The organism is Pseudoalteromonas sp. PA2MD11 (genome assembly GCF_017808125.1).
Lineage (GTDB): Bacteria > Pseudomonadota > Gammaproteobacteria > Enterobacterales > Alteromonadaceae > Pseudoalteromonas > Pseudoalteromonas simplex.
The window spans coordinates 163,074-176,690 of record NZ_JADKNF010000001.1 but is presented as its reverse complement, the minus strand read 5'-3'; the positions used below and the strand labels follow the sequence as shown (position 1 = coordinate 176,690).

Annotated in this window: 10 protein-coding genes; 8 read left to right on the top strand and 2 right to left on the bottom strand. The window is 41.0% G+C overall.

Going from position 1 to position 13,617, the window contains the following annotated elements:
* Positions 1-99 precede the first annotated feature (99 nt).
* A complete protein-coding gene (locus ISP07_RS00675) occupies positions 100-888 on the top strand; it encodes a putative porin (protein WP_054551566.1) in 789 nt (262 codons plus the stop codon).
* Positions 889-945: 57 nt separating this feature from the next.
* On the opposite strand, the gene ISP07_RS00670 is transcribed toward ISP07_RS00675, so the two are convergent.
* Positions 946-2,796, bottom strand: a complete 1,851-nt coding sequence (locus tag ISP07_RS00670) for a M2 family metallopeptidase (RefSeq protein WP_209326485.1) — start codon at positions 2,794-2,796, stop codon at positions 946-948.
* Between the two features lie 168 nt (positions 2,797-2,964).
* Here ISP07_RS00670 and ISP07_RS00665 point away from each other — a divergent pair, with 168 nt between their 5' ends.
* Complete coding sequence (locus ISP07_RS00665; RefSeq protein ID WP_209326484.1) at positions 2,965-5,244, top strand: acyl-CoA dehydrogenase; 2,280 nt, start codon at positions 2,965-2,967, stop codon at positions 5,242-5,244.
* Between the two features lie 57 nt (positions 5,245-5,301).
* Here the strand turns inward: ISP07_RS00665 and ISP07_RS00660 are convergent, their stop codons facing one another.
* Positions 5,302-7,674: an EAL domain-containing protein gene (locus tag ISP07_RS00660; RefSeq protein ID WP_166339406.1), complete on the bottom strand. Its 2,373-nt coding sequence runs from the start codon at positions 7,672-7,674 to the stop codon at positions 5,302-5,304.
* Positions 7,675-7,865: 191 nt separating this feature from the next.
* Here ISP07_RS00660 and pyrC point away from each other — a divergent pair, with 191 nt between their 5' ends.
* The 6 genes from pyrC (at position 7,866) to ISP07_RS00630 (ending at position 13,617) form a co-directional block, all read left to right on the top strand.
* Positions 7,866-8,912 (top strand): dihydroorotase, encoded by a 1,047-nt coding sequence (gene pyrC, locus ISP07_RS00655; RefSeq protein ID WP_054551562.1) that lies wholly within the window; start codon positions 7,866-7,868, stop codon positions 8,910-8,912.
* A 340-nt stretch (positions 8,913-9,252) separates the two neighbouring features.
* Positions 9,253-9,462 carry a cold-shock protein gene (locus tag ISP07_RS00650; protein WP_036967526.1) on the top strand — a complete coding sequence of 70 codons (210 nt, stop codon included), beginning with the start codon at positions 9,253-9,255 and terminating at the stop codon, positions 9,460-9,462.
* 408 nt (positions 9,463-9,870) lie between these two features.
* A complete protein-coding gene (locus tag ISP07_RS00645; protein WP_082389172.1) occupies positions 9,871-10,485 on the top strand; it encodes a response regulator transcription factor in 615 nt (204 codons plus the stop codon).
* Between the two features lie 466 nt (positions 10,486-10,951).
* Entirely contained in the window at positions 10,952-11,722 is a 771-nt protein-coding gene (locus tag ISP07_RS00640) for a DUF3450 domain-containing protein (RefSeq protein ID WP_054551560.1), read from the top strand.
* Positions 11,723-11,728: 6 nt separating this feature from the next.
* Positions 11,729-13,093 carry a MotA/TolQ/ExbB proton channel family protein gene (locus tag ISP07_RS00635; protein ID WP_054551559.1) on the top strand — a complete coding sequence of 455 codons (1,365 nt, stop codon included), beginning with the start codon at positions 11,729-11,731 and terminating at the stop codon, positions 13,091-13,093.
* The gene (locus ISP07_RS00630) at positions 13,093-13,617 is read left to right on the top strand and encodes a MotA/TolQ/ExbB proton channel family protein (protein ID WP_054551558.1); all 525 of its coding nucleotides are present in this window, start codon (positions 13,093-13,095) and stop codon (positions 13,615-13,617) included. The genes ISP07_RS00635 and ISP07_RS00630 overlap by 1 nt, the downstream gene beginning before the upstream one ends.

Below are 13,617 nucleotides of genomic sequence, written 5' to 3'. Positions count from 1 at the left end.
TAAGTTTCCATTCAGTTTTCTAACGTTAGCATGTGCCCAACTTAGCCATCAGGCTAGTTTTCAACAGCAATGAAACAATGTTAATAGGGAAATCTGTTTATGAAAAAGTTAGCAGTTATTATTTCGAGTATGCTTCTGTCAACTGCCGCGACTGCTGCGGATAGTTACCAATCAATCAGCCATTTAGGATACAAGGACACCGATGGCAACGACACTGTAAGTGTTGATTCAACTTATTACTTCGCACCAAAGAAAACGATGGGTCCATACGACCAGTTTGAATACATCAACAGAACAACTAACGTGTTTGGTTCGTACGCAGATGATGACTTTGGTGATGTGACTAACATCGGCGGTGAGTACTTCGTACAAGATTTTGTAATCGGTGCGGGTTACAGCAATTACGATTACGGTTCAGACACTGATTTATTCAATGTGTCTGCGGGTTACTTCTTTAACCCTAACCTTCTTCTAAAAGCGACTTTCACTGACGTTGAAGATGGTGATAACTATGTAATGTTCGACCTTAAGTACAATCATCAAATTAACAGCACTGATTACTTAGGTTTCACGTTCACTGCAGACGACGAGTTTGATTATCGTGCGGTTAGCGCTAAATACTTTATGGATCTTCAACAAGGTAATTACCTAACGATTGAAGGTACAATTGCTGATACTGATGATAGTGGTAGCTCTTGGGAACTAGGTTCTAACTACTACTTCTCTAAAGCAACATCAGTATTTGTAACGTTTAATAAAGAAGATGACTACAGCTTTGGTGCTCAGCACTTCTTTAATAAAAACGTTGGCTTAAAAGCTGGTTATGCAAACAACTGGGATGACTCAGACTACGATGCATACTTTGCAAACCTAAGCTTACAGTTTTAATCATTAATTTGATGATATAAAAAAGCCCGCATTATGCGGGCTTTTTCGTTTTTATCATTACCAACCGCACTGGCGGCCTTCATTTTGCTCATCAAGGTATTTTTGTAACGGTGCAAAGTAATCTAAGATTGCTGTTGCATCCATTTCTTCTTTACCAGTGATTGTCGCAAGTGCTTCTTGCCATGGGCGGCTTGAGCCCATTTCTAACATAGCATTTAGTTTTTCACCAGCCTCAGCAGAGTTGTATACAGAACAACGGTGAATCGCTTCTTCGTTACCGGCAATTTCACATAAACTTCTGTGGAAGTCGAATTGTAAAATGTGCGCTAAGAAATAACGTGTGTAAGGCGTGTTGCCTGGTACGTGATACTTAGCACCTGGATCGAAGTCTGCTTCGCTACGTGCGATAGGCGCTTGTACACCTTGGTATTTTTCACGTAATTCCCACCACGCTTTGTTGTAGTTCTCTGGCGTTACTTCACCTGAGAAAACTTTCCAGCGCCATTGGTCTACTAATAAACCAAATGGGATAAATGCTACTTTGTCTAATGCCATTTTCATTAACAGGCCGATATCTTTAGATTCATCAGGCACGTCGTCTAATAAACCAATTTCTTTTAAATAACCTGGCGTTACAGAAAGTGCAATGGTGTCACCAATCGCTTCGTGGAAACCATCGTTCGCACTTTCTTGATAATAAATAGGCTGAGTGTTGTAGGCGCGTTGGTAGAAGTTATGCCCTAGTTCATGGTGAATAACAGAGAATTCTTCACCTGTGCGTTGAATACACATCTTAATACGTAGGTCGTCTTTGCTATCAATATTCCATGCAGATGCATGACATTGTACGTCACGGTCTTGCGGTTTAGTGAATAGCGAGCGCTCATAGAAGGTATCAGGCAGTGGTGCAAAGCCCATTGAGGTGAAGAACTTCTCAGCACCACGTACCATTTTAAGTTCGTCGTAATCGTGTTCAGCTAATAGTTCTGTTACATCATAACCAGGATCGGCATTTTCTGGTGCAACAACGTCGTAAATGTTCCCCCATGTTTGGGCCCACATATTACCTAGAAGGTGAGCTGGGATAGGTTGATCTTGCGGTACTTTATCTTCGCCATATTTTTCACCTAGCTTGGCACGAACATGACAATGTAATGAATCATATAGCGGTTTAACTTGGCCCCAAATGCGGTCAAGTTCTTTTGCAAAATCATCGGCTGGCATGTCGTATTTACTACGCCACATAGCACCTGTATCTGCATAACCTAGCTCTTTTGCACCTTCATTGGTGAGTGCAACTTGTTGCTCATAAAGTGGGCGCATAGGCTTTGAAACTTGTCGCCAGCCTTGCCATAAATCAAGCAATTCATTGTAATCACGGCTCGTTGCCATTTTAGCTGTCATCTCGCCAAGGCTTAAACAGCTACCATCTTCTTTACAGTATTTACCTTTACCATAAATACCCCCTAGCTCAGCCACTAATTGTGAGAGCTTAGCCGTTTTTTCAGCATCTTGTGGGGCAGGTAAGGTAAGTGCGAGTTTAAGTTTATCGAGTTTACGACGTGCATCGTAATCAAGCTCTAAACTATCGAACTTTGCGGCTTCATTAGCAAGACGAACCACAGCTTCTGTCATTTTTCGATTTACTTCAGCAGATAGTTCCGCAGTATCATGGGTGATGAAGTTGGCATAAATCCACTCAGCACGGCTTGCTTCTAAATAAAGCGCGCTTAATTCTTTTTCAGTATCGGCGATAAATTTAGCGGCATCTTGTGCTGTTACTTTGCTTGTTTTGACTGCAGCAGTCGTTTTTTCAGTGCTCGCAGCGTCATCATTACAGCCTGTAAGTGCAAGTGCACTGGCGACCATAAGCGCGCTGATGCTGAGCTTAAATGGAGTCTTTTTCATAACGTTCCCTAGAAGTTTATTGTTATTTATTGCCCATGCATAATAGCAGTGTCTTAGTAAACAACAAACTGCCTAGTTGAAAACAAGCTAAGTAAGCGCTGCTTACGTTGTATTTATGGCACGATCAGTCATACTTGAACCAGTTAAATAAAATAAAAGGATTGCACAATGACGACCGTAATCATTCTGTTACTAGTTGCTGTGATTGTAATTTTTGCTGTGAAAGACATTCGCATCAATCTTGTCACACGACCTACGTTTAGACTATTTAAAAAAGTTTTGCCGCCGTTATCGCAAACAGAACGTGAAGCTATGGAAGCGGGTGATGTTTGGTGGGACGGTGAATTATTCAGTGGTAACCCAGATTGGCAAAAGCTGCATCGTTTTCCTAAACCTGAACTCAGCGAAAAAGAGCGCGCATTTATGGGTGAGCAAGTCGAAACTTTGCTAGCCATGCTTGATGATTATCAAATCGTGCAAAAAGATAAAGACCTACCAAAAGAAGTGTGGGACTACCTAAAAAAAGAAGGATTTTTTGCACTAATCATTCCTGAAGAATTTGGTGGCCGCGAGTTTTCAGCGATTGCAAATTCAACCATCGTATCGAAAATTGCCACTAAGAGCTTAACCGCAGCGGTCACTGTAATGGTGCCAAATAGCTTAGGCCCTGGCGAATTACTTCTTCATTATGGTACCAAAGAGCAACAAGAGCGTTGGTTGCCAAGCCTAGCTAAGGGCGATGATGTGCCTTGTTTTGCATTAACGGGCCCTGAGGCTGGGTCTGATGCAGGCAGTATTCCTGATACTGGGGTGGTTTGTAAGGGCATGCATAACGGTGAAGAAGTGATTGGTTTAAAACTTAACTGGTCAAAACGTTATATTACCCTTGCGCCAATTGCCACCGTGCTGGGTCTTGCATTTAAAATGTACGATCCTGAAGGTTTATTGGGTGATAAAAAAGAGCTTGGTATCACGTGTGCACTTATTCCGACAGATCACGAAGGTGTGCAAACAGGTGAGCGTCATTACCCGTTAAACATGGCATTTATGAATGGCACAACGTACGGTAAAGATGTGTTTATTCCGCTTGATTGGATCATCGGTGGCGAAAAGGGCGCAGGTAGAGGTTGGCGCATGTTAGTTGAATGTTTAAGTGCGGGCCGCGGTATTTCGTTACCGGCACTTAGTACGGCAACAGGTCACTTGGCTTCAAGAATGACATCAGCCTATGCAACCGTTCGCCAACAATTTGGTGTGTCGATTGGCCAATTTGAAGGTGTTCAAGAAGCACTCGCTCGCATTGGTGGTTTAACTTACACCTTAGAATCAGCGAGGCTAATGACCGCAGGGGCGATTGATTTAAAACTAAGTCCATCTGTGGTTACCGCTATAGCTAAGTACCATATGACTGAAATGGGCCGTACAGTTATGAACGACGCTATGGACATTCATTCTGGTAAAGGTATTCAAGTCGGGCCGAATAACTATTTAGCCCATGGCTATATGGGGATCCCGGTATCGATTACCGTTGAAGGTGCAAATATTCTGACTCGTAACTTGATGATATTTGGTCAAGGCGCTACCCGTTGTCATCCGTTTGTTTTAAAAGAAATGGAAGCAGCAGCAATGGAAGACCAAGATGTTGCTTTAAAAGAGTTTGACTCATTACTACTGCAACATATTTTATTTGCAGGCAGTAATGCAGGTATGGCATTTGTGCACGGTTTAACGCGAAGTTACTTCGCTAAAGCCCCTGTCTGTGGCGCAACCACTGGTTACTATAAACAGTTAAGTCGCATGAGTCGTGGTTTAGCATTTTGTACTGACGTTGCGATGCTAGTATTAGGCGGTGAGTTAAAACGCAAAGAGATGATTTCGGCACGTTTAGGTGACGTGCTTAGCCATTTATACCTTGCTTCATGTGTATTGAAACGTTATGAAGATGAAGGGCGTCAGCAAGCTGACCTACCATTTGTGCAATATGCCGTTGAGCATTCGTTATTCTGCATTGGTCAAGCATTCGATGGCTTCTTTAAAAACTTCTCTAACCCAGTGGTTAATTTTTTACTAAAACGTATTGTGTTCCCTCTGGGTAATCATTACCACCGTCCAAGCGATGAGTTAGCACAAACAATGTGTGAGCACATGAGCAAACCAGGGGTCTTTAGAGACAGATTAACCCATCTTTGTTATGTTGATGAAAATGCAGGCACGGGTGTCATGGAAAATGCCTTTTTAGCCATGATTGACACCCATGAAGACTTTAAACAGCTTCGTAAATGGCAAAAAGAAGGCACTATTGCCAAAAACCTTGAACTTGAGGGTGCAATTGCCGCAGCGGCAGAGAAAAACTTGATAAACGAAACCGTTGCAGAGCGTATGAATCAAGCCAATGAGTTACGTAAACAAGCGATAGCCGTTGATAATTTCGCCCCCGGCGAGCTGTAACTTCTTGCCAAGTTGAAATAAATAAAGCCTTGCATTTGCAAGGCTTTATTTATTAGCTTATACCAATCCGTGAGTGATGACTTTCTCTGCTTCACTAGCTGGCATGGGTTTCGCTTTTAAGAAGCCTTGACCAAACTTACATTGAGTTTGTTTTAAGATTGCCAATTGTTTTTCTGTTTCTATCCCTTCCGCGACGACATCGAGTTTTAACGACTGTGCTAACGATAATATGGCATCCACCAAGGGGTTGTGCGCTTTATTTAAATGATCGATAAAGCTTTTATCGATTTTTAAAATATGGATAGGTAACTGATGTAAATAACCAAGCGCTGAGTAGCCAGTACCAAAATCATCTAAGCATAGTTTTACTTCAAGAGGCTCAAGGCCTTTAATAATTTTTGTAGCCAGCTCTAAATTACCAATTAGCCCAGATTCAGTGATTTCTAAGCACAGCGAGCCTAAAGGGAGTTTGTATTTAGAGTACAAAGCATGGATTTGCGCGACGAAGTCGAGACTTGCAAAATGACGTGAGGATACATTCACTGTAATTCGGCCAAATGCTTTACCTTTACTTGCCCACAGTGCGATTTGCTTTGCCGCGAGCTCAAGCAAGTGTAAATCTAAGTTAATAATTTGGCCTGTGTCTTCTGCAACGGGTATAAAATCATTTGGCGAAACAAAGCCTTTACTTGGGTGGTGCCAACGCACAAGCGCCTCAAAGCCGACAACCTGTGCATCTTGAATAGCAAAAATTGGCTGGTAGTAAAGTTCAAAGTCGTCATGTTCAATACCATGCTGTAAATCATTTTCTATATCCGCATGGTTTTTAAGCTTTTTACGCATGGTATTGTTAAAAAACTTAACTTTACCACGGCCTGATGACTTCGCCTCGTACATTGCAGCATCAGCATGCTGTAATAGCTTATAAGCTTGATCGCGACTACTTTCACAAAACGCAACACCAATACTTGTGGATGCCTGAAGTAAGTGGCCATCAATATCAAGAGGCTCAGCGAGAACCTGTTGAATTCGTTCAAGGGCATCTTTAATTTGTTGTTTATCGGTGATGTTCTCCATAAAAATGGCAAACTCATCGCCCCCTAAGCGGGCAAAGGTATCGGTATTGCGGATGGTACCTAAGATTAACTCACAGATTTTGACCAAAAAGTGGTCACCAACCTCATGACCTAATGAATCATTGATACTTTTAAAACGGTCAAAGTCTAGATAGAGCAGGGCATGTTGGTGGCGCTTATCTGCTCTTGCCAGACGAAGGATCGCATGTTTAATACGCTCTATTAATAACGAGCGGTTAGCAAGGCCGGTTAATTCGTCGTGAAGAGCGCGGTGCTCAAGCTCTTGTCTTGATAATTGGCGGTCTATCGCCATGCTAATTTGGCGGCTCACATACGTGAGTAAGGCACGGTCATGTTCGTCATAGTGATAGCTTTTACTGTAACTTTGTACGGCGATAACACCACTAATACGCTCATTTACTTTAAATGGCACCCCTAGCCAAGACTCGGCCTGACGACCAACCATTTTAAAATGACCCGCATCAATGTGTTGTTGAAATTCTTCTTTCGTAAAAAGTAAAGATTGGTCGATGTTTAATAAGTAATAAGATGCGGTGTCTTTTAGTTGTTCTTTCGATATTTTCTTATGGGCGTTAGAACGCACGCCTTCTTCGATAATATAAACTAAATCAAGCACATCGAGTTGCTTGTCATACAGGCCTATAAAGAAGTTATCAGCCCTCAGTAAAGAGGTAATAATGCCGTGTAAAGATTCAAAGAAGCTATCTAGCTCGCTTGATTGATAGGTTAAGTTAGCGATTTGCAGCATCGAGCGTTCTAGCTTTTGTGCATCGTTTAACTGCATCACAGTTTGCTGTAAGTCTTCTACGGTGCGAACTTGATTTATCTTGGCACTGAGTAAGTGGGCTACAGTTGATAAAATCTCTAAATGCGTATCATTGTAGTAATGTTTTTGCGGGTGCTCACAGTCAATGACACCCAGTACTTTTTCTTTGTAAACTAATGGTACGCAAAGCTCAGAAAGAGCAGGGCGAGAATCGGCAATATAACGCGGGTCTTGACTGACATCGCCAATCATTAACGGTTTGCCAGTGCTTGCGACATAACCCGTAATACCTTGATCAAAGCTAATTTCTGTTCGGTCGATATGGTAAGTATCATGGCTACTTGCCGTGCCAATAGACGCCATTTCTTTTAGGGTACGTGTTTTATCGTCTGCTAGGTAAATGACACACTCTATAAAGCCCAGGCGGCTCACTACCTCTGATGTAACATATTCGAGTAACTCTTCAACTGTATCTAACTGCATTAGAGATGATGAGAACTGATTAATAATATGTAATTGGTCTGTTTTGACTTCAAGTGCAAAAGCCGTGTCTAAACTCTTAGGCATAGAATAAAAGGTAACCAAAATGTTGTATTAATTTATTACGTTAACCTACTATCAAACTATCCACAAAGTTATTTTCAAAAAAAACGTATACTGGTGTAAACTAGGCACCTGAAAATGAACTTGGGTAAATAAGCGAGGTTATTTGCTCAATGTTTATGCTATCCCCCTAACTTTAGCCGTGGAAACAAGCAATGTCAGATTTAAATTCGATGCAAACTCTAACAATTACACGCCCAGATGATTGGCACATTCATTTACGTGATGGTGAGCAACTCGTTGATACCGTTCGTGATGCAAGCCGTTACATGGGGCGAGCAATCATCATGCCTAACCTTGTTCCACCGGCAACTTGTACAGACACTGCATTATCTTACTATGAGCGAATTAAAGCTGCGGGCCCACAAGGTAACTTCGAACCATTAATGGTGCTTTACCTAACAGATAAAACTACGCCAGAAGAAATTAAAAAAGCTAAGGCAACAGGTAAAATTGTTGCTGCTAAACTGTACCCAGCTGGCGCGACGACCAACTCAGATTCTGGTGTGACATCAGTTAAGAATATTTATCCTGTACTTGAGGCAATGCAAGAAGTAGGGATGTTGCTGCTTGTTCATGGTGAAGTAACCGATTCATCTATTGATATTTTTGACCGTGAGAAGGTCTTCTTAGATACAATTTTAGCGGATGTAGTAAATGACTTTCCGAGTCTTAAAATTGTGCTTGAGCACATCACGACAAAAGATGCGGTAGAGTTTGTTAATAATGCACCAGAGAATGTTGCTGCAACCATTACTGCTCATCACCTTCTTTATAACCGTAATCATATGCTAGCAGGTGGTATTCGCCCGCATTATTACTGCTTACCTATTCTAAAGCGTAACATTCACCAACAAGCGTTAATTGGTGCTGCAACAAGCGGCAGCAAAAAGTTCTTCTTAGGTACTGACTCTGCACCACATTACAAAGACAAAAAAGAAGCGGCCTGTGGTTGTGCTGGTGCATATACTGCACATGCAGCTATTGAGCTTTATGCTGAAGCGTTTGAAGAAGCAGGTGCTTTAGACAAGCTTGAAGGTTTCGCGAGCCACTTCGGTCCTGACTTTTACGGTATGCCTCGAAACCAAGATACCATTACACTAGTAAAAGAGAGCTGGACAGTACCAGCCAGCTATAAACTAGGCGATTCAGAAGTGGTGCCAATCAAAGCAGAAGCACAAATGGACTGGCAAGTTAAGTAAGTTTTAGCAAGGTCTAAATCGAGAATAAAAAGCCCATCTATTTGATGGGCTTTTTTCATTTATAATTAATTGTTTATAAATAGTACTGTCATATATTTTTGTTTGAGCGGTTGACCTTAAAATTATTTTCGATTAATAGAGCTAAAAGCTATTTAATGTGTTAGTCTTAAATTGCTTTGAGTTTTTGCGTATTGAATTTACGGATAATGTGCGGCTGTACGGTTACCGGTTTGGTTATTGGTTCTTCCTGTACTTTACCCCAAGTTTATTGGGCATTCACTCAGGGAGGATAGAGCCATTATGGCTGAATTTTAATAATTGACTTACAGGAAAATTTGGTATGTCAAACACGGTTACTGGTAAAGTTAAGTTCTTCAACGAAGCTAAAGGTTTCGGTTTCATTGAACAAGAAAATGGCCCTGATGTATTCGTACACTTCAGCGCTATCACAGGTACAGGCTTCCGCACTCTAAGCGAAGGCCAGCAAGTATCTTTCGGCATCAAACAAGGTCAAAAAGGCCCTGAAGCTGAGAACGTAGAAGTAGCATAATTTATTATGTGAACCTAAGCATTTTGGTGAAACAGTTTCTGTTTCACCAAAATTCATTTATTCCCCAAATATCATACAGTTGTACCTAAACCTGTTTAAACCTAAAGTATTGTGTTAGCCTTTTTTAATAGGTAATTCTTCTAGAACTTTCTCAACTATTCCTTTAAAGCTACTCTCGGTATCTAAAGTACTATATGCTCTTAGACTTAGTTAATTAAACATGACATTGATCGTTGTGTAAGTGAAGAATTTGATCTAACGAGAAAATTTAGTACTCATTTTCAGAGATTGTAGATTTTTTTACCAACATCTGAATTTCCCGCTAAACTTAGTGATATATAAGACAGCGGTAATTTAAATGAGCAATAAAATACTCGTTTGATAGATATAATGAAGGTTTGCTAATTGATGAGCATAGGAAATAATATACTTTTGGTAGACGATCACCCGATGGTGGCAACAGCAATTAAAATGGTTTTATCCAAATCGACCTTAGTTAACGAAGTTCAAGCTGTTGGAAGTCAAAAAGAAGCACTACAATTTTTAAAAGCTAATAATGTAGCGTTAGCTATATTAGATATTGAGTTAGAAGACTCAGATGGTTTTAGCTTATACAAGCGGGCTGTTAGTGCAGGGTTTACTGGCAAAGTGTTATTCTTATCAGCTAAGCAAGATAAGCATATTATACGCACTGCAGCAAAGTTGGGAGCGCAAGGCTTCGTTAACAAAGCTGAAAGCCTTGAAGATATTTCTTCTGCTGTTGAAATGATCTTGCGTGGTTACACCTTTTTTCCTCAAGAGCATTTAATTGCTTCTGAAAAAGACATTGACGAGTTACTCACTGAGCGTGAACTCGCCGTAATGAATTACCTATTGCAAGGGCTATCGAATAAAGACATTGGTGAAAAACTTTTCATCAGTAACAAGACCGTCAGTACTTACAAAACAAAAATATTTGAAAAGCTTGAGGTTGATTCAGTTATCTCATTAGCTAAGCTAGTAAAAGACCGCGCCGTGTTCTAATGGCGGCAGTTATAAGTCAAGATTAAATCCCGTTTAATGTTTAGTAGGCAGTTTGCTTGCTTATTAAACATTCCCTGCCTGTAAATGCATAAAAATTCTTCTAATTAGATTTTTTAGATGAAAAAACTGAATTTTTTTTTCATTTTTCTTTACCGCTTTTTGATTTCAATAAATGTTACATTTATGTTTAAGTTTGAACGGAATATGAATGTGATGATTGTTACTAAAGGGCTATAGAAGCCTTACAGATGTGTGGCTGTTATATTTTTGTTAATTCGTTGTTTTGGTTATTTTCATATCAACGACGAGTCACCAAATTTTTCCGATGAAAGCCGAACATCAAGTTGACAGACTCAGATGCATTTAGCATTATTGGAGGGTTGATATCTATTAAAAGATATCAGGGTTGTCCTCTTCGGAGGGTAATTAAATTATAAAAGTAACATTACTTAATTGGTTGGGAACTATGTCTGTTAAAATCAGAAAGAGTCTTGTAGCATCAGCGTTGGTTGGCGCTTTTGCATTTGCAAGCAGCAATGTGATTGCAGATCCTTTGAAAGATGTGCAAGATGCAGGTCAACAAATTCAAAAGGCTGCTGTTAAGTCTCAAACTAAAATTGACAATGTATATGGTCAAACTCAAGAGCTAATCGCTGAGTACCGTAGCGTTGTTGACGAAACTGAGCTAATGAAGGTTTACAACGATCACGTAGCACGTTTGGTCGCTGACCAAAACGCTTCAATCGAATCGTTTGACCGTCAAATCGCAACTATCGATAACACGAAACAAAACGTTGTGCCTTTGATGTATCGCATGATCGATACGCTTGAGCAATTCATCAAAGCGGACGTTCCGTTCAATCTTGAAAACCGTCTAGCACGTGTTGAAAGACTTCGTGACATCATGGCGTCAGCTTCAGTTACTACATCTGAAAAATTCCGCCAAGTTCTTGAAGCTTACACTGTTGAAACTGCATACAGCTCAGCTGTAACTGCTTCTCAAGGTACTCTTGAGATCGATGGTAAGAGCATCAACGTTGACTTCGGTCGTTTAGGTCGTATCACTTACGTAGCTCAGTCTTTTGACCTTAAGCACGCGTGGGTGTGGGATAACAACACTAAACAGTGGAAAGAATTAGGTGAAGAATACCTAAAACCTGTTAAAGAAGTTATCCGTATGGCGCGTAAACAAGCGACATTAGAACTTGTTAAACTACCAATTTTTGGCGCGGAGTAATCAATAATGAAGAAACTATTTAAAGGTTTTGCTGTTGCAGCAGTACTATCTGTTTCTGCAGGTACCGCGCTTAATGCACACGCAAACACTGATGCTTTAGACAAAATTCTTGAGCAAGTTAAGCAAGAACGTATCTCTGAAGGCAAATTAAATAAGCAACGTGAACAAGAGTTCCTTTCAGCTCGTGCTGACAAGCAAGCGTTACTTAACAAAGCTAAAAGCGACCTAGCTGCTGAAAAAGCACGTGGTGACCGTTTAGCTAAAGAATATGCTCAAAACGAAAATACTTTAGCAGAAAAAGAGCAAGCTCTTTTAAATGCTCAAGGTACTTTAGGTGAGATGTTCGGTGTTGTACGTCGTGCAGCTGCTGATGCAATCGGTTCAATCGAAGCATCACTTGTTTCTGCTGAAAAACCAGGACGTGCTGAAGTACTTCGCTCACTAGCTGCTGCGAAAGAACTTCCAACTGTTCGTGAACTAGAAGAGCTTTGGATTTCTCTTCAAACTGAAATGACTGAGTCTGCTAAAGTTTCAACTTTTGAAACTGAAGTGGCAGGTCTTGACGGTTCATCTTCTGTGAAGAAAGTAACGCGTATCGGTAACTTCAACTTAGTTACTGACGACGGTTATTTAATCTATTCTCCAGAAACTAAAGCGATTCAACCTCTAGGTAAGCAACCTGATAGCTACATCCTAGCGGGTATCAGCGATTTAGAAGGTACTTCTGCAGATAACTACGCTGGTGTATACATCGACCCGACTCGTGGCGCGATCTTACGTATCAACACGCAGAAGAAATCACTAATGGAATACTACGAGCAAGGTGCTGAAGTAGGTTACATCATCACACTATTATTAGTTGTTGGTCTACTTATCTTCATCGTTCGTTTCATTGATCTTGCGCTTACTAGCACTAAGATTAAGAGCCAGCTTAAGAACCTTTCTACTCCGAATACAAACAACCCACTGGGTCGTATTCTTAAGGTTTACGCTGACAACAAGAATCAAGACGTTGAAAACCTTGAGCTTAAACTTGACGAAGCAATCCTACGTGAAACGCCTCGCATCGAAGCTGGTATCAACATCATCAAGATCTTGGCAGCAATCGCTCCATTACTAGGTCTACTAGGTACGGTAATCGGTATGATCCTTACGTTCCAAACAATCACATTGTTCGGTACAGGTGATCCGAAGATCATGGCTGGTAATATCTCTCTAGCACTTGTAACTACAGCGTTAGGTCTAATTGCAGCTCTACCACTTATCCTACTTCACTCAATTGTTGCGGGTCGTAGTAAGTCGGTTCTACATGTCCTTGATGAGCAAAGCGCTGGTATCATCGCTGCTCACGCGGAGAAGGAGAAAGCCTAATGCTAGTCCTGATGGAGATCTGGGAATCTATCAGGGATTTTGTTGGCACAGGCGGCCAGGTATTATACGTGGTCGCGATAGCACTCTTTCTTATGTGGGTTTTAATGATTGAGCGCTATTGGTTCCTACTAGCTGAGTTTCCTCGTATGACGAAGAACATTGTAGCTCAGTGGGATGCCCGCCAAGACACTACGTCTTGGTACGCACACAGAATCCGTGAAGCATGGATTTCTGAAGCGTCTGAAAAATTAGATCAGCGTATGTTGTTGATTAAGACATTAGTAGCTGTTTGTCCTTTAATCGGCTTATTAGGTACTGTAACGGGTATGATCGCGGTTTTCGAAACCATGGCTACTCAAGGTACTGGTAACGCACGTTTAATGGCATCAGGTATTTCAATGGCAACAATCCCAACAATGGCTGGAATGGTTGCGGCACTATCTGGAGTATTCTTTAGCTCACGTCTTGAAGCGAGAGCGAGAATGGCGAAAGCTAAACTTGTAGATAGCATGCCTCATCACTAG

Bases quoted from the DNA above. Each gene is read 5' to 3' on its own strand.
- ISP07_RS00650 (WP_036967526.1), top strand. From the start codon at position 9,253: ATGTCAAACACGGTTACTGGTAAAGTTAAGTTCTTCAACGAAGCTAAA.
- ISP07_RS00630 (WP_054551558.1), top strand. From the start codon at position 13,093: ATGCTAGTCCTGATGGAGATCTGGGAATCTATCAGGGATTTTGTTGGC.
- ISP07_RS00660 (WP_166339406.1), bottom strand. From the start codon at position 7,674: ATGCCTAAGAGTTTAGACACGGCTTTTGCACTTGAAGTCAAAACAGAC.
- ISP07_RS00670 (WP_209326485.1), bottom strand. From the start codon at position 2,796: ATGAAAAAGACTCCATTTAAGCTCAGCATCAGCGCGCTTATGGTCGCC.
- pyrC (WP_054551562.1), top strand. From the start codon at position 7,866: ATGTCAGATTTAAATTCGATGCAAACTCTAACAATTACACGCCCAGAT.
- ISP07_RS00645 (WP_082389172.1), top strand. From the start codon at position 9,871: ATGAGCATAGGAAATAATATACTTTTGGTAGACGATCACCCGATGGTG.
- ISP07_RS00675 (WP_054551566.1), top strand. From the start codon at position 100: ATGAAAAAGTTAGCAGTTATTATTTCGAGTATGCTTCTGTCAACTGCC.
- ISP07_RS00640 (WP_054551560.1), top strand. From the start codon at position 10,952: ATGTCTGTTAAAATCAGAAAGAGTCTTGTAGCATCAGCGTTGGTTGGC.
- ISP07_RS00665 (WP_209326484.1), top strand. From the start codon at position 2,965: ATGACGACCGTAATCATTCTGTTACTAGTTGCTGTGATTGTAATTTTT.
- ISP07_RS00635 (WP_054551559.1), top strand. From the start codon at position 11,729: ATGAAGAAACTATTTAAAGGTTTTGCTGTTGCAGCAGTACTATCTGTT.